The 22,335-nt window shown below is 35.1% G+C and carries 18 protein-coding genes and 1 tRNA gene; 3 read left to right on the top strand and 16 right to left on the bottom strand.

The window, feature by feature from the left end; translation table 11 throughout:
- Nucleotides 1–11: 11 nt before the first annotated feature.
- The 6 genes from EKH84_RS06105 to EKH84_RS06080 all read right to left on the bottom strand — a co-directional run bounded on the left by EKH84_RS06105 (nucleotide 12) and on the right by EKH84_RS06080 (nucleotide 8,558).
- Nucleotides 12–683 carry an SDR family NAD(P)-dependent oxidoreductase gene (locus EKH84_RS06105; protein ID WP_190283503.1) on the bottom strand — a complete coding sequence of 224 codons (672 nt, stop codon included), beginning with the start codon at nucleotides 681–683 and terminating at the stop codon, nucleotides 12–14.
- Between the two features lie 197 nt (nucleotides 684–880).
- Nucleotides 881–1,672: a polysaccharide deacetylase family protein gene (locus EKH84_RS06100; RefSeq protein WP_127065586.1), complete on the bottom strand. Its 792-nt coding sequence runs from the start codon at nucleotides 1,670–1,672 to the stop codon at nucleotides 881–883.
- Nucleotides 1,673–1,705: 33 nt separating this feature from the next.
- Nucleotides 1,706–3,283 (bottom strand): mannitol dehydrogenase family protein, encoded by a 1,578-nt coding sequence (locus EKH84_RS06095; protein WP_127065585.1) that lies wholly within the window; start codon nucleotides 3,281–3,283, stop codon nucleotides 1,706–1,708.
- A 14-nt stretch (nucleotides 3,284–3,297) separates the two neighbouring features.
- Complete coding sequence (uxuA, locus tag EKH84_RS06090) at nucleotides 3,298–4,365, bottom strand: mannonate dehydratase (RefSeq protein WP_127065584.1); 1,068 nt, start codon at nucleotides 4,363–4,365, stop codon at nucleotides 3,298–3,300.
- A gap of 25 nt (nucleotides 4,366–4,390) precedes the next feature.
- Nucleotides 4,391–6,505: a glycoside hydrolase family 3 protein gene (locus EKH84_RS06085; RefSeq protein ID WP_127065583.1), complete on the bottom strand. Its 2,115-nt coding sequence runs from the start codon at nucleotides 6,503–6,505 to the stop codon at nucleotides 4,391–4,393.
- A gap of 25 nt (nucleotides 6,506–6,530) precedes the next feature.
- Nucleotides 6,531–8,558: an alpha-glucuronidase gene (locus EKH84_RS06080; protein WP_330547591.1), complete on the bottom strand. Its 2,028-nt coding sequence runs from the start codon at nucleotides 8,556–8,558 to the stop codon at nucleotides 6,531–6,533.
- A gap of 146 nt (nucleotides 8,559–8,704) precedes the next feature.
- Between EKH84_RS06080 and EKH84_RS06075 the strand changes: the two genes are divergently transcribed.
- On the top strand, nucleotides 8,705–9,502 hold the full coding sequence (locus tag EKH84_RS06075) for a helix-turn-helix domain-containing protein (protein ID WP_127065582.1): 798 nt from the start codon (nucleotides 8,705–8,707) through the stop codon (nucleotides 9,500–9,502).
- Nucleotides 9,503–9,576: 74 nt separating this feature from the next.
- Here the strand turns inward: EKH84_RS06075 and EKH84_RS06070 are convergent, their stop codons facing one another.
- The 3 genes from EKH84_RS06070 to EKH84_RS21895 all read right to left on the bottom strand — a co-directional run bounded on the left by EKH84_RS06070 (nucleotide 9,577) and on the right by EKH84_RS21895 (nucleotide 11,551).
- The gene (locus tag EKH84_RS06070; RefSeq protein WP_013655593.1) at nucleotides 9,577–9,819 is read right to left on the bottom strand and encodes a DUF6171 family protein; all 243 of its coding nucleotides are present in this window, start codon (nucleotides 9,817–9,819) and stop codon (nucleotides 9,577–9,579) included.
- Nucleotides 9,820–11,319 carry an alpha-N-arabinofuranosidase gene (locus EKH84_RS06065; protein WP_127065581.1) on the bottom strand — a complete coding sequence of 500 codons (1,500 nt, stop codon included), beginning with the start codon at nucleotides 11,317–11,319 and terminating at the stop codon, nucleotides 9,820–9,822. It lies immediately after the preceding gene.
- 73 nt (nucleotides 11,320–11,392) lie between these two features.
- Entirely contained in the window at nucleotides 11,393–11,551 is a 159-nt protein-coding gene (locus tag EKH84_RS21895) for a hypothetical protein (protein ID WP_190283502.1), read from the bottom strand.
- Here EKH84_RS21895 and EKH84_RS21760 point away from each other — a divergent pair.
- Nucleotides 11,552–11,637: transfer RNA gene (locus EKH84_RS21760), tRNA-OTHER, on the top strand. It abuts the gene before it with no gap.
- 467 nt (nucleotides 11,638–12,104) lie between these two features.
- Here the strand turns inward: EKH84_RS21760 and EKH84_RS06055 are convergent.
- Both EKH84_RS06055 and araA read right to left on the bottom strand, forming a co-directional pair.
- On the bottom strand, nucleotides 12,105–13,748 hold the full coding sequence (locus tag EKH84_RS06055; protein ID WP_127065579.1) for a ribulokinase: 1,644 nt from the start codon (nucleotides 13,746–13,748) through the stop codon (nucleotides 12,105–12,107).
- A gap of 12 nt (nucleotides 13,749–13,760) precedes the next feature.
- Nucleotides 13,761–15,242, bottom strand: a complete 1,482-nt coding sequence (gene araA / locus EKH84_RS06050) for an L-arabinose isomerase (protein WP_127065578.1) — start codon at nucleotides 15,240–15,242, stop codon at nucleotides 13,761–13,763.
- Between the two features lie 317 nt (nucleotides 15,243–15,559).
- Here araA and EKH84_RS06045 point away from each other — a divergent pair, with 317 nt between their 5' ends.
- On the top strand, nucleotides 15,560–16,579 hold the full coding sequence (locus EKH84_RS06045; RefSeq protein WP_127065577.1) for a LacI family DNA-binding transcriptional regulator: 1,020 nt from the start codon (nucleotides 15,560–15,562) through the stop codon (nucleotides 16,577–16,579).
- Between the two features lie 232 nt (nucleotides 16,580–16,811).
- Here the strand turns inward: EKH84_RS06045 and EKH84_RS06040 are convergent, their stop codons facing one another.
- The 5 genes from EKH84_RS06040 to EKH84_RS06020 all read right to left on the bottom strand — a co-directional run bounded on the left by EKH84_RS06040 (nucleotide 16,812) and on the right by EKH84_RS06020 (nucleotide 22,306).
- Nucleotides 16,812–17,345, bottom strand: coding sequence for a hypothetical protein (locus tag EKH84_RS06040; RefSeq protein ID WP_127065576.1), 534 nt, complete (start codon nucleotides 17,343–17,345; stop codon nucleotides 16,812–16,814).
- Between the two features lie 219 nt (nucleotides 17,346–17,564).
- On the bottom strand, nucleotides 17,565–18,710 hold the full coding sequence (locus EKH84_RS06035; protein WP_127065575.1) for a toxic anion resistance protein: 1,146 nt from the start codon (nucleotides 18,708–18,710) through the stop codon (nucleotides 17,565–17,567).
- Nucleotides 18,711–18,797: 87 nt separating this feature from the next.
- On the bottom strand, nucleotides 18,798–20,492 hold the full coding sequence (locus tag EKH84_RS06030) for a vWA domain-containing protein (RefSeq protein ID WP_127065574.1): 1,695 nt from the start codon (nucleotides 20,490–20,492) through the stop codon (nucleotides 18,798–18,800).
- Nucleotides 20,493–20,518: 26 nt separating this feature from the next.
- Nucleotides 20,519–21,253, bottom strand: coding sequence for a hypothetical protein (locus tag EKH84_RS06025; protein ID WP_127065573.1), 735 nt, complete (start codon nucleotides 21,251–21,253; stop codon nucleotides 20,519–20,521).
- A gap of 183 nt (nucleotides 21,254–21,436) precedes the next feature.
- Entirely contained in the window at nucleotides 21,437–22,306 is an 870-nt protein-coding gene (locus EKH84_RS06020) for a shikimate dehydrogenase (protein WP_127065572.1), read from the bottom strand.
- Nucleotides 22,307–22,335 lie beyond the last annotated feature (29 nt).

Below are 22,335 nucleotides of genomic sequence, written 5' to 3'. Positions count from 1 at the left end.
ATCTTATCCTATCAATAACCTTTATAGTCTTCTATCTTATGAGTAGAAATAACTTTATTATTAATTTCTAACTCATAAGTCTCAAACTTTCCTTGTTTTATTGCTTTAAATGCATCTATGTATATCTTACACATATCATTCACATGAATATCATTTTGAGTATAAACATGATCTTCTTCTTTTAGATATCTAATAATTTTGATTCCCCAATCAGCATCAACTTTATAAATTTCTTGGAGTATTCTTTCTATCATTTTCTTTGCACTTCCAAAGGTAGTCGTGTTTCTTCCATTGTCTTCATAAAATCCTTCTGAAGAGCTAAACAACATTTTTTTTACATTATGTTCTGCCATCACCTGACATAATACTAAAGTACTAGTTAGATTGGTATAATAATAATCTATCGGTTTATTTGTATATTCTCCTGTACATTTAATACCCGCAAAATGAATAATGCCTTCTATTTCATTTTCTCTAAAAATACGTTCTACTAATTCCTTATTGCCTAAGTCCATTGCATAAAACTTTATCTTATCTTGTGCCTGTTCCTGAATATGATATAATCGATTAACATCAGATGTTAAGAAATTATCTACTACAATAACTTCATACCCTTGCTTTAAAAGTTCTATACATACATGAGAACCAGTATATCCTGCCCCTCCAGTCACTAAAATCGTCATATTCATTCTCCTCTATTTTATATAATTTTAAGGATAATAAACTAGTTAAAACCAATAGTTGTTAATATGATATAAATGCTCTTATCCTTCTTTAATTTTATTAACAAATCCTGGTTTCCTCAACCTCACAAATTGTATAATAAATACCTACTAATTATTAGTAATATACTACAACTCCTCTTCTATACAGCCTTTTTTCAAAGTTTAGTATATCCCGGTTTTAGTTCTATCACTTGTCCTTCATACTCTGCCCAGATGGAAATATCCGCATTGTTGATGTACATCTTTTCATCTGTACTTACTGTAACATGGCGCATAGCATTAATATAGTGTTCAATTTCTAGGTTGGTAGCATACCATACATCTTCCTTAAAACTTATTCTCTCACAGAATTTTTCTATGACACTCCAATTGTTTTCTCTAGCAAACTCAAAACTATGTCCCCATATATAAAAAAGTGGCATTTTCATATACTCTGGCATATTTAGAAAGACATCTGCTTTCTCCATAATAGAGTCATTATGATGACATGTAGGATGCCAGCACATGAAATCACCTGGAATGCCAAAACCCTGTGTAGACTCAACTGTTCTAGAATACTTAATTCCTAATTGTGCTAACGTTTGCTTAATGCCCATTGAATACTCACCAAAGGCATAAGACATTCCTACTACTGGCTGTTCTATATAGCCTTCAAGATTCTTTCTATCTTCCCAAATTTCATTAATGAGTTGTTCTTTTGTTAACTGTCCTAAATATTTATGATTCTTTCCATGACATGCTACTTCATGCCCCTTATATAGTTCTTTTAAAGCATTACTTTTCACATAACCTTCTTTATTTAAGGTTCCTGAATTTAAATGAAAGGTTGCTTTCATATGATACTTGTTAAAAATGTCAATTAGTCGCTCATCATATACTCGACCATCGTCATAGCTAAAAGTTATTGCTTTCTTTTTTGCCTCAGGGTATAAAAATTCTAAGCACATCTCTATCTCTCCTTTTAAAAGTGATCTATTTAATTATTGCATTAAATATTTATCTAGTACTTTTTGTATGACATTTTTATCTGCTGTAAGCTCTGCAAAATAATGTTCTACTTTAGTACCTAATCCTACCTCATATAAATTCACCCCAAATAAACTTTCATCTGACAAAATAGGTGCTAGTTTTAAACTTATATTTTCATTCTTACCTAAGTATAAACCTTCTAATGCCTTCTGTAAAATAGCCCCTCTTGGGTCAGGACCTACTTCATATGCTTTTCCAGCATCATTAATGCCTAATAAGTAGCGACACCAACCAGCAATGACTAGAGGAATGTATGTTAATTGTTCTATCTTATTCTCCCCCTGCCTTTTATAAGCCTTAAGTGTCTCCCCAAACCGTATAGGCATTTTCAGCGAAGTATCTGCAATAATACGCCATGGACTATCTAAAATAAACGGATTAGGTAGTCTGATTTCTATGACTTCCTTGATAAAATGATAGGGATTAACCATGGCTGGACTCGTTACAACTGGTAACCCTTCTTCATAACCAATCTTTTCAATCAGTTGGAGGAGTAATGGATTACCTACTGCTTCATCAATAGTTTTATAGTCTAATAAGCATCCAAATATAGCTAATGCTGTATGTAATGGATTCAAGCAAGTACATACTTTCATCTTTTCAGTGCGTTCTACTTCTTCTCTTGTTGTAAAAATAACACCTGCATCTTCTAGGCATGGTCTACCATTTGGGAAACTATCTTCTATCACTAAATACTGAATTTCTTCTGCATTCACAAAGGGAGCAACCCATGTATTTTTACTCGTTTTAATAATGGGCATTTCTTCAAAACCCGCTTTTATAAGCATTTCTTGAACCTTTTTGTTAGGTTGAGGCGTAATTTTATCTATCATAGACCAAGGAAATGACACCCTCTTAGGATCTTGCAAATAAGTTTTAAATGCTGCATCCATCTTGCCTCTTTTAATCCATTCTTCTGCAAATTTGCAAACTGCCTCTTGTAACTTCTTCCCATTCTGTGAACAATTATCTAAGCTCACTACCGCAATCGGCTTACCTCCTTTCTTATATCTGCAGTAGCACAAATAAGTTAATTGGCCCATTAAACTCTCACTTGCTTCTGGCTCTCTTTCAAAATCTGTTTCATAACTAGAGACACTATATCCTTTTTCTGTAATAGTAAAAGTCACCATTTGCAAAGAGTCTTCCTCAAAAAAGTGTATTAGGCGTTGCCATCCTTCTTTATCTGACTTTACTGACTCTATAACACTTCCTATAATCTCCTTATTAACACTTCCATCTCTTTTGAGAGTTACTGAAACATTTAAATCATCATAAGGTTTATAAGCAAGATCAATAATCCCTGTGTCATACGTTTCAACGACTATAATACCTTTGTCACTTTTTCCGTCTTCTAAAAGCTGATTTTGCAGTGTTGCTATAAAGCCTCTAAAAATATTGCCTGCCCCAAAATGCAGCCATATAGGTGCTGCTAAAGTAGCTGTTTTTATCTTTTTTCTATCATAATTAAAACATCTTATCTCTTTTTGTGATTTTAGTGTTGTGACTAATTCTTGATTCAGTTTCACCCTTCTCGCCTCCTTTAGCTCACTGATTTTGTAATAGCTTCCCATAAACCATTCAAGTAGCATGCTCCTAATGCACGGTCATACAAACCATACCCCGGCATAGCAACTTCTCCCCATATCATTCTTCCATGATCCGGTCTGATGGGTCCATCAAACCCTGTATCATATAAGGCTTTCATCACTTCATACATATCCATAGAACCATCCTTAGATAAATGGGCAGCTTCTTCAAATACACCTGGACTCTCATGCTTTAAGTTTCTAACATGGGCAAAATGTATTCTACCTTTAATACTTCTAATAATGTCAGGTATATCATTTTGAGGATTAGAACCTAGTGAACCAGTACATAAAGTAAGTCCATTATAAGGATTATCAACCGCTTTTAAGAACCGTAGAATTTGTTCTTTATTCGTAATAATGCGTGGCAAGTTAAATACTGGCCATGCTGGGTCATCTGGATGTATAGCCATCTTAATCTCATATTTTTCACAAGTAGGCATGATGGCTTTTAAGAAGTAAACAAAGTTATCAAATAGTTTTTTTTCATCAATCTCTGCATATAAAGTAAAGAGCTCTTTAATTTGAGCTAAACGTTCTGGTTCCCAACCTGGCATAATAAAACCATTGGATTTATGCTCCATACTACTAAACATTTTATCTGGATCAATGGCATCAATTATTTTTTGATTATACGCTAGTACAGTAGAACCATCTAATCTTCTTTTAGCTAAGTCTGATCGTGTCCAGTCAAATACAGGCATAAAGTTATAACATACCATATGGATATCTGCTTCACCTAATGCGGACAAAGATTGAATATAGTTATCTATGTATTCGTCTCTTTCTTTACTCCCGGCTTTAATAGCGTCGTGAATATTGACACTTTCTATTCCCGAAAGGTTAAGACCTTCTGCTTCAATCTCTGCTTTTAGTTTTTTTATACGATCTAGCTGCCATACTTCTCCAGGCTTTGTATCGTATAAAGTAGAGATAATCCCTGTAACACCTGGAATCTGTTTAATTTGCTTTAGTGATACACTGTCAAATCCATTGCCAAACCATCTTAATGTCATTTCCATCTTGCAAATTCCTCCTTAATCTCTCTTACAAATAAATCTCCTTAATAATAGGCCTTCTTCCTGTTAATTCAACACTTCTCTTATCTGGTCCACTTGTGCCAATAAATAGCTTAAAATGATGACTATCTATATAACGTTTACCCTCTTCATCAACGATTTCAAAGGCTCTTTGTTTTATTTGAAGCGTTATTTGAGGTTCATCATATGCAGCTAAATAAATAGATTTGTAAGCACATAAGCTGTAATTAGGAACGGCCCATCTAGATTCCATATCTTTAATATAAACCTGCACTACATCATAAGTACAAACTTCTGATTGATTAGTGACTTGAAGCTGTATTTCATAGATGATTTCATTTTCTATATTTCTCTCTTTTATGACTGCATCTTTCACTTCTACCTTGGCATAGTTAAGACCATAACCAAAAGGATATAGCGCCTCATTTTTCATATAACGATACGTCCGCCCAGCCATACTGTAGTCTCTAAAATCCGGTAATTCTTCTGTGGTTTTATAAAAGGTTATTGGTAATTTGCCACTAGGAGAATACTCTCCAAATAAAAGCTGTGCTAGTGCCTTACCACCTGATTGACCTGGGTACCAAGTTTCTAGAATTGCCTCACAGTATTCTTGGGCTGTATGAATAGCCATGGCACTACCACTACTTAAAATAAGAATAGTTGGTTTACCTATTTTTAGTACTTCTTCTAAAAGCAATTGTTGTCTTCCAATTAGGTTCAAATCACTTTTGTCGCCTGCGGCAAAGGCATTTCCCGTATCGCCTTGTTCTCCTTCTATACTTGCATCTAAACCAAGACAGAGAATAATAACATCACTTTGTTCTGCTACTATAAGGGCTTCTGATAATCTATCATTTTCCCAGGACAAACCAGATATGCTGTTTTTAAATAAATGACATCCCTCTGCATAATAAACTCTTGCTGCATCTCCAACATAATCTTGAATCCCCTCTAAAAAAGTAGTATATCTAGAAGCTGTCCCAAAATAATTACCTTGTAAAACCGTACGACTATTGGCTGTAGGGCCAATAACACCAATAGCTTTTGTTTGTTTTAAATTAAGTGGTAAAATACCATTATTTTTAAGCAGTACCATACTCCTTCTAGCTACATCTAAGGCAATGTCACGATGAACTTTACAATCATTGACTTCATATGGAATTTTATTATACTCACAGTTTTCATCAAACAATCCTAATTTCATACGAATTGCCATAAGCTTCTGCGCTGATTTTGTAACGTTTTCTTCTGTTACAAGTCCTTCTTTATAAGCTTGTAGCATATGTAAATAGGTATTACCACAATTTAACTGGCAGCCATTATTAATAGCTAATGCTGCAGATTCTGTAGCCGTATGTGTTACCATATGTTCTGTATGAAAATCACGAATAGCCCAGCAATCTGAGACAACATAACCATCAAAGCCCCATTCTTCCTTTAAAATATCTTGTAGTAAAACCTTACTTCCACAGGCAGGCTCTCCATTGACACGGTTATAAGCTCCCATCATTCCTGCTACTTTCCCCTTAGTAACTGCTGCTTCAAAAGCAGGTAAATAAGTTTCATACAAATCTTTTTTAGAAACAACTGCATCAAAGTGATGTCTCTCTTCTTCTGGCCCTGAGTGAACTGCAAAGTGCTTAGCACATGCTGCAGCTTTCCAATAGTGATGATTTTCATCTCCTTGTAAGCCATGAATAAAAGCAACCCCTAAGCGTGATGTTAAATAAGGGTCTTCACCATACGTTTCATGTCCTCTTCCCCATCTTGGATCTCTAAATATATTAATGTTAGGTGCCCATAAGGTCATTCCCTTATAAATATCTCTATCTTCTTTTTTAGCAAATTCATTATACTTAGCTCTAGCCTCTGTCGCGATAATATCTGCTATTTCATAGAGATATTCTTCATCAAACATAGCTGCCATACCTATAGCTTGTGGAAACACTGTTGCTACACCTGCTCTAGCAACTCCATGCAAAGCCTCACTCCACCAATTATAAGCTGGCACTCCCAATCTTTTAATGGCAGGAGAATCATATCTGAGCATAGAGGCTTTTTCTAATAAATCCATTTGTGCTACTAGCTGCCCTGCTTTGTTCATAAATACTTCTTCCATCTTTACACCTCCTTACAAGCTTCTACTACTCATAAATTTTTCTATTTTTACTATCCCCTATACCTGTTCTTCTGTAAAAGTAAGTATTGACCACATCCCGCCATTCTTTAGCGTCCTTTAGCTGAACTTCTAAGCCTTTGCTCACTGCATTATAAAAATCTCGGTCTATACTTCCATCTAGGCTTTCCCATGCTTTTTGATAACTTCTTACTTGCTCTACACCTTCAAAGTGAACATCATATATATATTGTAATAGTGTCCTTCCATCTTTTAGCTGATAGTCATAAGACACATGATGGAAAAATAAAAGAAGCTCTTCTGGGCAAGTTTTAATATCTTCGTACAAACTCCTATTGGGTTCTAGATACTGATTGACATAACCTGTTCCTGTTTTCAAAGTACGATCAACACCTATACCTTTGTAGTCTGCATAATGATAAGTTCCCCAAGGTGAATATTCATAGCCTTCAATATTAGGACCATAGTGATGGCCTACATTAACCATCCAGCCTATACCTAAAGGTACAGTATAATCTTCATAAGTTTTTCTAGACGTTAAAAGTATTTTACTGACTACCTCATGAACTTTTTTATCTAATCCTAATGTAAGACTAATCCATTCATCCGCAATTTCTTTGGAGGATAAATGAGGATTCCAACATAGTCTACCAAAACCATATAAATTAGCAGCTGCCATAGGATTTCCGCTCCAGCACTCACTGTCTCCAATATTCACAACACCTGCTATGCCTGTTTCTTTATTACCAAATAAATTGCCACTTACAATATCTTTAATCCTGCTATTTTCTCCTTTTGCATAAGTATCAAAATCCAGGCATTCTTTCCACATAGGTACCAAAAAGCAAATATGCTTTTGTTGTCCTGTATATTCTTGTGTGATTTGAAATTCTAAAATTTGATTAGTATTTTTAAGTCCTCCAAATAATGGCGATAATGGTTCTCTAATTTGGAAATCCATAGGACCATTCTTAATTTGCAAAATTACATTATCATTAAATTGGCCATCTAAATCTATGAAATGATCATATGCCGCTCTAGCTCTATCTGTTGTCCTATCTCGCCAATCCACATGGCAGTTATAAACAAAGCATCGCCATATAACAAGCCCTCCATAAGGTCTTACAGCATCTGCTAGCATATTGGCTCCTTCTGCATGAGTACGTCCATAAGTAAACGGTCCAGGCCTATTTTCTGAGTCTGCTTTCACTAAAAATCCACCTAGATTGGGAATTACCTTATAAATGTGCTCGGCTGTTTTTCTCCACCACTCTCTGACCTCTGTATTTAAAGGATCTGCATTTTCTAAATGATCAAGACTAATAGGCGCTGCAAAATTAATACTCAGGAACAGACGAATACCATAAGCTTCAAACACCTTAGCAATACGTGCAATATCCTTTAAATAAATGTCTGTAATAAATTGAGTCTCATAATGATGAACGTTTACATTATTGATACAAATACTATTAATACCTACAGAAGCTAATAACCTAGCATAGTCTTTAATCCTACCCATGTCTTGTATGATTTCATTGTTATGATAAAAGATAGACTTTCCTGCATAACCTCTTTCAATACTACCGTCACTATTATCCCAGTGGTTAATCATTCTTATTTTATTAGTGGGTTCTTCTTTAATCTTTAGTCCTTGAACAGGTATTTGCCTTTTAATAACTTGTATCAATCCAAATGCACCATATAAAATCCCGTTACAACTACTTGCATGGATAAGAAGCTGATTGTCTTCTGCGACCATTTCATAAGCGCCTTCCTTTAATCCATAAGTCTCTGCAACGTCTAAGGCGATATGTGCTTGTACTGGCTTTTTGGTTACTACGTCCATACTTAAGTCAAAGTGTTGCAGAAAAAACAATTTTAGTTCATCAATGGCTGATTGAATTACCCCTTCCTTTAATAGGTCCTCTGCGCAGTAAATTTGATTGCCATAAATCCATTCTTTTGATTGCTTTTTATGTAGTTGATAGTCCAGCCAGCAGTGATACATTTTACTTTTCTCGTTACCATTCATCATACGCTTCCTCTTTCTTATTGATTATTAAATTTCGAAAAATGTATTTGTATTTTTTATATGCTCATTTTATAATACGAGTAGTATAAACGCCATGTATAAACTACATAGCATTTGTAATTTTTCAAGTTTTATTAAAGGAGAATCTAATGAATCAGAGTTTACCTAATTATGATAATCTTATCGTTACCATTTGCTATTTCATTTCTAGGCAATGTAATCCTGACTGGATTATAGAAGAGAGCCGTATTGATTTCATCGACATGACTTATATTTATAGTGGAGAAGCCGATTATGTTATTAATCATAAGACCTATCATGTCAAAGCTGGAGATTTACTTTGTATTCCTCAACATAGTCTGCGTTCTGCTACCACTAATCCTCATAATCCCATGATGTGTTATCCTGTTAATTTTCTACTTCATGACTTTGAACATAACGAAGTCTCTTTGCCATTCCCCATTGTTTCGCATATTGGCATTCTTGACTCTCTTATTCACTTTTATCAGGAGCTTAATGTAGCTTGGTTAGAGAAAAAGCCTGGATACATACTTCATTCACGTACGCTCTTTACTGGCATTTTATATAGACTACTTTCTCTCCTTTATTATCGCAATGATTTAACCTTTATAGACCCCCGTATCAGGAAGGTTATCTCTTATATTGCTCAGCATTATACTGATAAACTGTCAGTAGAACTACTGGCTGAATTAGTCGGACTTAATCCCGTTTACTTTGGTAACTTATTTAAGCAATGTACCGGCTACTGTGTCAAAAGATATATCAATCAAATCAAAATTAACCATGCTGAAAATCTACTCTTAAGTGGTGAGTTTACTATTACAGCTACTGCCTTAAAGTGTGGTTTTGATGATATCTACTACTTCAGCAAACTCTTTAAGGATATTAAAGGATACTCTCCTTCACAAGTTGGTCAGTTTCATTAAAAAGTCATGCCCTTTCATCCATACCAAAATAGCTTATGCCCCATACATATGAGACATAAGCTATTTTTCTAATCTTACCATTTTTTATAAGGACAATAATTACTTTGCACAGCTGCTCGCATTTCAACAAAGCAACCACAATGCTTGCACATACCATTGATGAGAGACTGACATTGTTTACATATTGCAAGCCTGCTTTCATAAAGAATCTCTTCTGTTTTAATTTCTTTATCTAACTGTTTAATATAGGTAAACATATTTTCATAGTCCAACCTTTCATCTAGGTCTCTTATCAAACAACGTTTACACTCTCTCATCTATTTAATCTCAAAATGTAATACACTACATGCTGGTATTGTAAACTTGAGCTTTTGATCTACCACACTAAAATCTTTAAATTCAGTAGGTTGCACCTTCTCTGGCTGGTCAAAACTATTATAGTCATCCATTCTTGCTGTTAAGACTGTAGCTTTGACTTGTTGTATATTCCAATCTGTAAAATGGCTTTCTACTTCATAAGACTCATTAACAGATAAATTATTAATAGTTATATTAACTACGCCATTTTTATCTACGGAAACAGATTCATGTAAATTAGGAACTTGGTGATCTTCCTTTCCAATCATAGTTGTCTCTATATAACTATCTACAAGTGTGGCCTCTTGATGATTCTTGTATAAATAAAATACATAATAAGTTGGTGTTAATAACATCTTTTCTCCTTCTGTTAAAATAGCAGATTGAAGTACATTCACTATTTGAGCAATATTAGCCATTTTAATACGATCACAGTGCTTATTAAAAATATTTAAATTAATTCCTGCTACCAAGGCATCTCTCATTGTATTTTGTTGATATAAAAAGCCTGGATTTGTACCTGGTTCTACATCAAACCATGTGCCCCATTCATCTACTATAAGCCCAATTTTTTTCTGTGGATCATATTCATCCATTATCGTGCTATGGCGTTTCACTAGCTCTTCCATATATAGCGTTTTATTAAGTGTTTTATACCATTCTTCCTCATCAAACTTAGTAGCACTTCCTTTATGTTCCCATGAACCTGGTACTGTATAGTAATGTAAGGATAAACCATTCATGTGCCCATTTAAGTGCTCTGGCGTATTCTCAAAGCAAGTTTTTAACACCGTTTTAGTCCATGCATAATCATCACTGTTGGGACCACAACAGATTTTATTAATTTTCTGTTCATTATTATAATCTCTTATGTAAGTCTGATAGCGCCTATACATATTGGCATAGCCTTCTGGTGTCATATTGCCACCACAGCCCCAGTTCTCATTTCCTACACCAAAATACTTAACTCGCCATGGTTTTGAATGGCCATTTTCTGCTCTTAGATTAGCCATAGGTGATACCCCGTCGAAAGTGAGATATTCTATCCATTCACTCATTTCTTGAACAGTGCCACTTCCCAGATTGCCACTAATATATGCCTCACAACCAAGTTGCTCACATAACTCCATAAACTCGTGTGTTCCAAAACTATTGTCTTCTACTACGCCACCCCAATGAGTGTTAATCATCTTTTTCCTATTTTCTTTAGGACCTATTCCATCTTTCCAGTGATATTCATCTGCAAAGCATCCACCTGGCCAACGCAGTACTGGAATACCCATTTCCTTTAATGCTTCAACTACATCTTTTCGCATGCCATTGATATGAGGTATCGTAGAGTCCTCACCTACATAAATACCTTCGTAAATACATCTTCCCAAATGCTCTGAAAAATGCCCATAAATTTCTTTATTAATATGTCCCTTCTTAATATTAGGATTAATATACAACTTAAACATACTGCACATCCTCTCTTCGTTAATTGGTCACTCTATAAGTCTCTATTCTAAATAGCACGCTGAATGTAATCCATTAGTTTTGGCCATAATAAGCCTGTGCGCCATGCTTTCTCAGAAAATGCTTATCTAATAAATCGTGCTGCATCCCAACGCTTGTATGATTTAGCAAAGTAGTTTGCCAAGCCATCTTACATACTTCTTCTAGTACTACTGAATGATAGACAGCTTCCATAGCATTTTTCCCCCAGGTAAAGGGGCCATGTTCTTTGACTAATACTGCTGGAATATGCAAGGGTTCAATTCCCTTAAAGGTTTCCACAATCACCTTTCCTGTTTGCGCTTCATAGGATGCTTCAATTTCCTCCTTGGTCAAATCTCTTGTACAAGGAATCGTTCCATAAAAATAATCAGCATGTGTAGTTCCCATAGCTACCACACTACGTCCTGCTTGAGCAAAGCTTACTGCCATAGATGAATGTGTATGTACAATCCCTCCCACCTCTGCAAAAGCTTTATAAAGCTCTATATGTGTAGGTGTATCTGAGGATGGTTTATAGCTTCCTTCTACTACTTTTCCTTGTAAATCTACTATGACCATATCCTCTACCTTTAGGTCTTCATATGCTACTCCACTGGGTTTAATAACAACAAGTCCTGACTCTCTATCAATGCCACTCACATTTCCCCATGTATAAACAACAAGCCCTCTTTTAGGTAATTCCATGTTTGCTTCCCATACTTCCTGCTTTAATGCTTCTAACATAATAGGCCTCCTTCCTTCTATGCTAATTCCATTGGTTAGCTTCAAGCATTTTTCCTACTTTAAGGTATTTTTTATAAAGTTCTTGATAGAGATCTACTTTTTCTGCTTCTGGCATATATACCTTTTCTATCTCACTTGCCATATTTGCCTGGGCTTCTTCCACCGTTTCATAAACTCCACCAACAACTGCAGCAAAAATAGCTGCACCAACTGCTACTGATTGCTCTGACTTAGCTACCTTAATAGGCATATCAAGTACATTTGCTACAATTTGCATATTAAGAGGTGATTTTTTAGCAACACCCCCAATTGCTATCACCTCGTTAATTTCTATGCCGCTTGCTCTAAAACATTCTACAATTGCTTTTGCACCATAAGCTGTTGCTTCAATCAGACTTCGGTAAAGCATAGGGGCATTACTTCCTAGACTAATACCCGTAATAGCACCCTTTAAACTTTGATTGGCATAAGGCGTTCTGCGGCCATTCATCCAGTCAACTGCAAGTACACCACTAGTTAATGGATCAACTTGCTCTGCTTCTTGCTCTAGTTCATAAAGTATCTTAGCTTCTACTTCTTGCTTATAAGCCTCTGGTATCCATTTTAATGGCCAAGTCAGTATGTTTTTATACCAAGCATAAATATCCCCAAAAGCTGATTGACCTGCTTCCATTCCTATCATACCTTTAATAACAGAACCATCTACTTGCCCGCAGATGCCTTCAACAAGTTTTTCTCCTACTATTTGGGCATCCTCTATTAAAATGTCACATGTAGAAGTACCCATTACTTTTACTAATGCTTTAGGTTTTATACCTCCTCCTACAGCTCCCATATGGCAATCAAATGCTCCTATCCCTACCTTTACTGCTTCTGATAATCCAAGTGCACTTGCCCACTCAGCCGTTAAAGTACCCGCCACTTCATCTGCTGTATAGGTTTCCTCAAATAATCTTTCCCTTAATCCACTTAAAAGAGGATCTATGCTTACTAGAAATGCTTCACTTGGAAGCCCGCCAAATTCTTTGTGCCACATAGCCTTATGCCCTGCTGCACACCTAGACCTTTTAATTTCTTTAGCTGATTTAACACCGGTTAAAAGTGCAGGAATCCAATCACAATGCTCTACCCAGCTATAAGCAGCTTTCCTTACAGCTTCATCCACTCTTAACGTTCTGAGAATTTTAGCAAAAAACCACTCTGAAGAATATACGCCTCCTATATACTTGGTATAAGAGGTTCCTTCCCAAGTCTTAGCTACTTCATTAATTTGGGCTGCTTCTTTTACGGCTGTATGGTCTTTCCACAAGATGAACATGGCATTAGGATTATCTGCATACTCTGGTAAAAGTGCTAAAGGTACACCTGCTTCATTAATAGGACAAGGTGTTGAACCTGTTGTATCAATACTGATACCTACAATATCATTAGCTATTTCTTTTCCTACTCTATCTACAGTTGTTCTAACCACATGTTTAAGTCCTTCTATGTAATCTAATGGATGCTGTCTAAATTGATTTTTAGTGGCATCACAGTATCTACCTTGCTTCCACCTAGGATAATAAAACACTTCACTAGTTAACTCATACCCATTATCTGTATCTATAATGACACCTCGACAAGAATCACTGCCATAATCTATCCCTATAACATACTTCTTATGCATATGTTTATCCCCTTACCTTAATTTCCAAATTAACTCATTCGTACGCAAATCTTGTTTCAATCTAAGAATATCAGTAGACTCATTAATAATGACATACTCAATATCCATTATCTCTGCCCAATCTACTAAATCCTCTACTGTCACCTCATGGGAGAAAACTGTATGATGTGCGCCACCAGCTAAAATCCATGCCTGTGCCCCTATCTCTAAAGAAGGCTTAAGCTTCCAAGTCGTTCTTGCTACTGGTAACTGTGGCAGTTTATGAGGTACTTCAACAGCTTCTACCTCTGCAATAATAAGTCTCATCCTACCACCCATATCAATAAGAGAAGCACATACTGCTTCTCCAGCTTTTCCATCAAACACTAATCTTGCCGGTGCTTCCTTTCCACCGATGCCAAGTGGATGTACCTCAATACGAGGCTTTTCATTGGCTATAGTTGGACATACTTCTAACATATGAGCACCTAATACCATTTTGTTTTCTGGATTAAAATGATACGTGTAATCCTCCATGAATGATGTTGCTTTATTATCTGCTATTATTTTCATGGTACGTGTAAGTGCTGCTGTTTTCCAGTCTCCTTCACCTCCATAGCCATAACCTTTTTCCATTAACCTTTGTGTTGCAAGACCTGGAAGTTGTTTCATACCATATAAATCTTCAAAAGTATTTGTAAATGCTTGGAACTTGCCCTCTGTCAAAAATTGCTCCAAGGCAATTTCCATTTTCGCCTGTTCTCTAACATGCTCATATAATTCTGTTCCCTTGTCACATTCAGGTGCAAAATTATATTTCTGTTCATACTCCTCCATAAGGCCATTTATTTGATCATCTGTCACTTCATTTATTCTAGTTACTAGATCTCCTACCCCATAGCTATTAATAGACCAACCAAATTTGATTTGAGCTTCTACCTTATCGCCTTCAGTAACAGCCACTTCTCTCATATTATCTCCAAACCTTACCACCTTCAGCTCCTTAGCAGTTGCTGCTGCTAGTGCAACTCTCGCCCATCTTCCAATCTTTTCTTGTACTATTGTATCTTCGTAATAGCCTACTACTACTTTACGTCCTATTCCCATTCTAGTATAAATAAATCCATGTTCCCTATCTCCATGTGCTGCTTGATTAAGGTTCATAAAATCCATATTCATTGTTTCCCATGGGATATCTCTATTAGCTTGTGTATGTAAATGTAAAATAGGCTTTCTTAAAATTTTAAGTCCATTAATCCACATTTTTGAAGGAGAAAAAGTATGCATCCATGTGATTATGCCTATACATTTATCCTCATTATTGGCTGCTTTACAAACTTCAAATATTTCATCTGAAGTAGTGACTGTTTCCATACACACTATTTTTAAGGATATTTTTGCAGTATTATTTAGTGCGTCTACTATTTTTCTAGAATTTACTGCTACTTGCTTTAATGTTTCTTCTCCGTAAAGATGTTGGCTTCCTGTTACAAACCATATTTCTTGCTGACTCATTTACATCCCTCCATTCGTTTGTTTACTAAACACTTCATCTGTTAATTAGAATTTACCATATGTTTTTAATTTAAACAATATTATTTTACTAAATTTTATGCATTATGTTATTAATAACTATATCTTGGTCAATATTATGTTTATTTTTGCTTATTATTGATTTTTATTCTGTATTGCACTGTGCTTTTTGTTTAGTAAACATATTTTATAATTGATTGACTTACCTCTCTTTTTTTTTTACAATAAAGCTAGTCTTGAAACGCGTTTTTTAGCTTTCCTATAAATAATAATTTTGATATACATAATGAGGTGTTAGTATGGCAACTATTAGACAAATTGCTGCTTTGGCAGGTGTCTCTGCAGCAACGGTCTCCAGAGTCCTTAATCATGATGATACAATTAGTGTCACCAATGAAACTAAGAAAAAAATCTTTGAGACAGCAGAACTCCTTTCTTATCAGAAACCAGCCAAAGCAAAAAAAAGTGTAGAATCAACCACTAAGTCTCCTTCAATATGCATTGGACTCATCCATTGGTTTGATGAGCTTCAGGAGCTTAATGATCCCTATTTTATCTCTATTCGTATGGGAATTGAGGAAGAATGTAATAACCAAGGCATCATGCTTCAAAAATTTTTTAATACTGATATATCACCTTCTGCTCTTTCTCAATATACTTTCGATGGGTTAATCATACTTGGAAAATTTACAAAAGAACATTTAAAATTAATCGAGCCCTATTCATCAACTATTGTTCTTATTCATTCTCTGCCTGAAAATACTAACTATGATTGTGTGCATGCAGACTTCACCAAAATAACAACTGATATACTCAACCATATTATTTCCAAAGGCCATACAAAAATTGGGTTTATTGGCGGACGAGAAATTCTATCCGATCATACTACCCCATTAGTAGATGAACGTGAAACTACTTTTAAAAATTATCTACAGCTTAACGATCTCTATAATGAAAATTACGTTCGCATAGGCCAATTTAATTTTCAAGAGGGCTATGCTCTAATGAAGGATCTCCTTAAACAAAATGAAAACAATCTCCCTACCTGTATATTTGCTGCAAGTGATACTTTAGCCATCGGTGCACTCCGAGCTATTACAGAAGCAGGTTTATCCATTCCAAATGACATAGCTTTAATTGGATGTAACGATATTCCAACCTCTCAGTATACATTTCCTCAACTTTCTACTGTAAAAATTTATACAGAACTTATGGGGCAAACAGGAGTAAAGCTTTTAATGGATCAAATTAATACAAAACGAACTGTACCATTAGAAGTTACAGTTCCTCATAAGATTATTTTGAGACAAAGTTGCTAATTTGAATATCCTTCTTTCTTGATTTCCATAGTGACTCAAATGGATCCTTACTATTTATATAGAGGGAGATTATATAGCTTTGCAAATGAAAAATAAAAAGATTATCAAAAATAAAGAAGCCTTTCAGAGTCCTAACACCCTAAAAAGCTTCTTTATTTTTCTATATATCATGTGCTTATTCTACTACAACTAGCTTATGCTTCAGCACCTAACTGTATTACCATAATAAATCTCATTGGCAGCATCCTAAGGACCTTATTTCATTATTGCCACTCACTACGATTTCCCACATATGTCCTCCTAAAAGATTTTCTCTAGCTGTAAAGAACATACTTATTTCCATTTTTACCTCATCATCCGTAGCACTTATGCCAAACCCTATTTCATCACAATGTAAAACGTATGCTAAGAAATCTTCTAAAGAAATAGGTAGTTTTAGTCGTACACCATTCTCCATTTGAATATATTCTTGTTTGTGATGATTTCCCATATAATTTCTCACTGTGGTTAGAACATTTCCTTCTGACAACAAGCATTCTATTAGTTTATCTTGATTAGCTTCGATCCATTCTAGGCGTTCTTGAATCTCTGGCAGATTTTCTTCTATGACCTGAGTCAGTTTGTTCATGTATACTTCTTCATTTCCTTCATCTTCATCAATCTCAATGTTAAATACTATATTGACACTATGCTTCCACATTTCTGTTAAATATGTAATCTCATCAATTGCTTTTATTATAAAATCTTTCGTTTCTAATCTTCGCATTGCGACCTCCTTATACTTTTTTCTAAATATTATAACAACTTTTTCTCTGAAATTCTACACTTATTATTTGAATAAAACTTCAATCTACAGCTAATATCCTTATGCTTATTAAAACTCAGCAATATAAAACCCCACTAAAGAGAAATTTATCTCATCTAGTGGGGCAAAATTAAATTTTATTCCTAACCTTATTTATTACTTTATATTCATACTTATATGTTATTGCACGCTCTCTAGCTGAACATTCTTTTCTAATTTTTGTATCTCCTTCTCTCCCTTTTCTGCTAGTTCTCTAAACTCTGCTATGGTCTCTTTCATCTTAGGTAAGGCTTCTTGTTTATACGTACTAATCGCTTCTAAGGCCGCCATTGTATCTGAAAAAGCACTTTTTAAAGTTTCTACAGAAACATTAGCTTCCATAGATTGTTTATGAATATCTGCTCCTTGCTGCTTCAACATATTAGCAGTGCCACTAATTAATTGATTGGTGGTTTCATTAAGCATTTCTATTTTCTTAAGTACAATCTTTTGATTATAAAGGGCACTAGCTACCATGGTGGCAATTCTAAGCGCTGAAATCGTTACATTCTTCGCACGCTCTACCCCTCTAATAAGCTCCTTATTATTTCTTCGAATCACTTCTATGGCCATAATCCCCTGCTGATTAACAATAATCATTTGTTGCATATCCATAATCCGTTGTCTCAGTGGGAACAGCACCTCTTCTGAAATAAATCTTATTTTATCAGCATCCTCATTAGCCGCCCTAGCCTTATCCACTTCCTGTGAAATAGCTTCATCCATAAAGCTTCCCATCTCTATTTCTTTAGCTAGCTTCTTGGTTAAATCCCGAAGGGCTACTTCTTCTATTTCTAGCGTGGTATTATCATTCTTCAAAGTATTTTTCCCTCGTTCTAGAGAAGCAACGATATCATTAATCACACTATCTGCTTTTTGATATTTTTCAAAATAAGTCCTAATAGGGTTAAAAAACTTACCTAAAAACCCGGTTTTACTAAAATCAATTAAGCTAGGATCTAAATTCTTCATTTCATGTTGCAAAGCTACTAACCCTTCAGCAACTTCACTGCCTTCTCCACCAAGCTTAGATAAATCCTTAATAGGCACTTGTAATAAGCTATTTTTCTCGGAGGACTTTCTAATGGTCTCTAGTCCAAACTCCTCTATGCCTTTTAAAACAGTACTTCTCTCCTCTAATGAAGTCATGTCTATCTTCACAAGATTAGCTACATTTTGGTTTGCTATATTCTTTAGAGCCACAACCTCTTGAGGCTCAGGCTTAATCTGCTCTATAATCTCCTCTTCAACTGCCTTACCATCCACTACTTCCATAGAAAAATCCATCTCATTTTCCTCCCAGCTGGCTTATACTAATCTTATTTCTATTACTTTTTACTAAAAGCGTTCTTTACCACATTGCTCCTGACTGCTCTACATCTGCGCATTAAATAAACTAGCCAGCTTGTAAATGACGTCATCTGACTCTGCATTAATACTTGCCGCTTCATTAATACTGGAAATATTGTTAAGTGCTGATATATTGGCATTATAACCAATGGTATATACAGGGATTTTAAGGGTTCTTAAAATCCCCTCTATGTCATTAAGTGAATGTCCTCTGTTAGTTTCTCCATCACTTAAAACAAACAACATCAGCTTGGCATCGGGATTCGCTGCTTTTTCTTCCATTAACATTTTTAGTGCTACAATCATGCCATCAAAGGTAGCTGTACCGCCACTTGCTTCAAGATCCATGACTGCACCAGTAAATAAAGAACGTTGATTAAGGTCAAATTTTCCTATTGGCAAATTAATATTCACATCGTCCGAGTAAGTCACTAAACCAATTGAATTGTCTTTTCCTATATATTCAGCGCCTGTTATAAGTGATTTCTTTAAATTATTAAGTGGCTCCCCATCCATGCTGCCAGAGATGTCCGCTACAAATACAGCTGATATTTTCTTAGTACCGTTCTTCTTTTCCTTCCATAGCTTTTGTGCCTTTGTAATCTGCTGCTTAGCTACACTCTGCATTTCTGATTTATACTCATCTAACCCATTAAAGCCGTATTCAACTGCTTTTGCTGCATAAGTTTCGGAACTTGCAAAATGAACAAACTCCCTTAAAATAGCTTGTTTTTCTGTACTCAAATCACCTATAGCATAAATAGGGCTATCGTGTCTTATCCCAAACGGCGTAAACACATAATCATCTTTTAGTTCTGCATCATTGATATAAGTTTGATATTCCATAATAAAACCATCTAGTGCCCCTGTCTTAGCAGATTCTCTCATTTGTAAGGTTGTATAAGCTACAAAAGGAATGTTTTCCTGGAATTTTTCAAATCCACTAATAGCCGTTTCACTAAGAGGATTCTGACCATCAAAAGTACTTAGGGTAGATAGTAAAAAGTTAAGTCCCGTAGAGCTCGCAAAGGGATTCGTATATCCCATAGCTATTTCATTATTAGCTACTGCATCTGTTATAGTTTTTAAGTTAATAGCTCCATATTTCTTAGTTAACTCATCATTTTTACTTTTAGCTAAAACAATACCTGCCACATTTCCTACTAATCTTTCTTTAAACAAGGTAACCTTACTTCCTTGGTCACTTAGCATATCCCCCCATAACTCATTAGAAGGTGTATACGCATCCGGCACATATTTACCAGAGAGAATATAATCTTTGCCTAGACCTGAGGCTACATTACGTACTTTTACTGATACAGTATTTCCATTAATTTGTATGCCTGCATGATTAAAATCCTCTGCTACTTCATTTAACCAGCCATCTTTATCACTACCTGCTTTCTCTGGTGAAGCGAAAATTTCTATGTAATTATCTGTTGCATTCTCTACTGTTATAGGACTTTTATCAATAGCCGGTAAAGTATCTTCTAAAGCTGTTTCCTCTAAAGCCACGGGTTCTTTCCTAGCTTCTACGTTTTGAACTGATACTCTCTTATAAAGTGAATCTAATCTTTCTGTAGCATTTTCCGTACTGATCACTCGTTGGTCCTTGCCTCTATCTTGAGTAAACGAAATTCCTAGATAAATCATTCCAAACATGACGGCGGCTAACACCGCTAATAAAATGACTGGTTTCTTGCTATTTCTCTGCTGCATGTCCTTTCCTCCTTACTCCTTAAATGCTATTGATAAAATTTAGCTTTACTAATTAATTCATCTATTTCTAACATTGCAGGCATTGCTTCTATCTCACCATCTTCCAGGCTATTAAATTTAGAAAGCTCTAGTAGTAGTTGATCTAACTTTAATAAAATCTGCTCATTATCTTCTATGCTATGTTCAATAAAGGTGATATACTCCTCATAAACCTTTCTTTTTTCTTCCTCAATACGATTAGAGACCTTAGTTTTTTTCCCAGTAATTTGGTCATACTCCTCTTGATCAAAAACATTTAGCTTATTGACCATACTTCTTAGATTCAGATAAAAGAGTTCTTCTATTTGTTTTAAAATGCCCTTAAATTTTATATAACTTAATTCCTCTAAGGTGAATTTTTGAAGTAACACATCATGTATGATGGCATTCTTTTTATCTAACCGTTCTATTTGCTTAAGTATGTAAAAAATGCTTTTAGTAAACGTCTTCTTAACTGCATTTTGCCGTATAGCTATCTTGTAGTCCTCTTTACTTTTAAGTTCTGTTCCTAATATTACCTTTTCTTGAACAATAAAATAATGTACATTCCCCCATATAAAAATAATAATACTCATTAAAATAAGCGTTCCTCCTAGTGCCCCTTCAAATGCACTTTCTCCTCGTAGCTGTAACCCTATAAAGCCTTGAGAAAAAAAGATAATATTAGTAATAATAATCCCCAGATTTAATGCTACTGCCTTTATCACTTTATAAATTGGCATTTTCCATCCCCTCATTTATCAATCATATAACCTTAAATTATACCTTTTATCTAGTTTATGAATAACTTGCCCTAAACATTACAATAATAAAGAAGCTATTAGCAGATGACTTATTCATCACCTGCTAATAGCTTCTTTGATTAATAGTTTTTGTTCATTTACTCGATTAACTCTCAAATTTAATTATTCTAATCCTAATACTTGTTTTACATGGTCAACTGGCATCTCTTCACCCGTCCACATTTTAAAGCCTGCTGCTCCTTGATAAATCATCATACCAATACCATTGATTGTTTTACATCCAACTTCTCTAGCCATTTTTAATAAAGCTGTCTCAGCTGGTGAATAAACAACATCTGATACAATAAGCTCTGGTCTAAGGAAAGAAGCATCTGGAATATAAGTTTGTCCTTCAAGAGGTTTCATACCCATACCTGTTGCATTAGTGAAGAGTGCACTTGTTGCAATCTCAGCTTTTAAAGCATCAAGGTCTGCTAAGTCAAATAATTTTGCTTTACAAGCTGTTTTTTCATTAATTGTTTTTACTGTGTTCTCTGCTTTTGCAAAAAAGTCATCTTTGATATTAAAAATGCTTATTTCAGTAACACCATCTAAAGCTGCTTGAATAGCAATGGCTGTAGCTGCCCCACCAGCACCAACTAATGTCATTTTTTTGCCGATAATATCTACACCAGCTTCCTTGATTGATCTCATGTAACCAGTACCGTCTGTAATATGTCCTGTAAGTACACCATTATCATTCACAACTGTATTTACTGCACCACACATTTCTGCTGCTGGTGATAGTTTGTCTAGGTACTGCATAATAGCTACTTTATTAGGCATAGAGACGTTCCACCCTCTTACGTTCATGGCTCTAAAACCATTCACAGTAGCTTCTAACTCCTTGTTACCTACTTCAAATGCAAGATAAGCATAGTCTAAACCTAATTTAGCAAAGGACTCATTATGCATAGTAGGTGATTTTGAATGTCTAATAGGTGTTGCAATTAATCCAATCAGTTCTGTATGTCCTGTAATTCTTTCTGCCATCGTTCAAGTCTCCTTAGTTGTCTTCTGTT

The organism is Cellulosilyticum sp. WCF-2 (genome assembly GCF_003990395.1).
In the GTDB taxonomy this organism is placed as follows: Bacteria; Bacillota; Clostridia; order Lachnospirales; family Cellulosilyticaceae; genus Cellulosilyticum; species Cellulosilyticum lentocellum.
The sequence above is the reverse complement of the archived record's forward strand: the minus strand, read 5'-3'. Positions and strand labels throughout refer to the sequence as shown.

What these genes read in the sequence shown, in the direction of transcription:
- EKH84_RS06105 (WP_190283503.1), bottom strand. Translation starts at nt 683, where the DNA reads ATGACGATTTTAGTGACTGGAGGGGCAGGATATACTGGTTCTCATGTA.
- EKH84_RS06100 (WP_127065586.1), bottom strand. Translation starts at nt 1,672, where the DNA reads ATGTGCTTAGAATTTTTATACCCTGAGGCAAAAAAGAAAGCAATAACT.
- uxuA (WP_127065584.1), bottom strand. Translation starts at nt 4,365, where the DNA reads ATGGAAATGACATTAAGATGGTTTGGCAATGGATTTGACAGTGTATCA.
- EKH84_RS06085 (WP_127065583.1), bottom strand. Translation starts at nt 6,505, where the DNA reads ATGGAAGAAGTATTTATGAACAAAGCAGGGCAGCTAGTAGCACAAATG.
- EKH84_RS06080 (WP_330547591.1), bottom strand. Translation starts at nt 8,558, where the DNA reads ATGATGAATGGTAACGAGAAAAGTAAAATGTATCACTGCTGGCTGGAC.
- EKH84_RS06075 (WP_127065582.1), top strand. Translation starts at nt 8,705, where the DNA reads ATGAATCAGAGTTTACCTAATTATGATAATCTTATCGTTACCATTTGC.
- EKH84_RS06070 (WP_013655593.1), bottom strand. Translation starts at nt 9,819, where the DNA reads ATGAGAGAGTGTAAACGTTGTTTGATAAGAGACCTAGATGAAAGGTTG.
- EKH84_RS06065 (WP_127065581.1), bottom strand. Translation starts at nt 11,319, where the DNA reads ATGTTTAAGTTGTATATTAATCCTAATATTAAGAAGGGACATATTAAT.
- EKH84_RS21895 (WP_190283502.1), bottom strand. Translation starts at nt 11,551, where the DNA reads ATGGAAGCTGTCTATCATTCAGTAGTACTAGAAGAAGTATGTAAGATG.
- EKH84_RS06055 (WP_127065579.1), bottom strand. Translation starts at nt 13,748, where the DNA reads ATGCATAAGAAGTATGTTATAGGGATAGATTATGGCAGTGATTCTTGT.
- araA (WP_127065578.1), bottom strand. Translation starts at nt 15,242, where the DNA reads ATGAGTCAGCAAGAAATATGGTTTGTAACAGGAAGCCAACATCTTTAC.
- EKH84_RS06045 (WP_127065577.1), top strand. Translation starts at nt 15,560, where the DNA reads ATGGCAACTATTAGACAAATTGCTGCTTTGGCAGGTGTCTCTGCAGCA.
- EKH84_RS06040 (WP_127065576.1), bottom strand. Translation starts at nt 17,345, where the DNA reads ATGCGAAGATTAGAAACGAAAGATTTTATAATAAAAGCAATTGATGAG.
- EKH84_RS06035 (WP_127065575.1), bottom strand. Translation starts at nt 18,710, where the DNA reads ATGGATTTTTCTATGGAAGTAGTGGATGGTAAGGCAGTTGAAGAGGAG.
- EKH84_RS06030 (WP_127065574.1), bottom strand. Translation starts at nt 20,492, where the DNA reads ATGCAGCAGAGAAATAGCAAGAAACCAGTCATTTTATTAGCGGTGTTA.
- EKH84_RS06025 (WP_127065573.1), bottom strand. Translation starts at nt 21,253, where the DNA reads ATGCCAATTTATAAAGTGATAAAGGCAGTAGCATTAAATCTGGGGATT.
- EKH84_RS06020 (WP_127065572.1), bottom strand. Translation starts at nt 22,306, where the DNA reads ATGGCAGAAAGAATTACAGGACATACAGAACTGATTGGATTAATTGCA.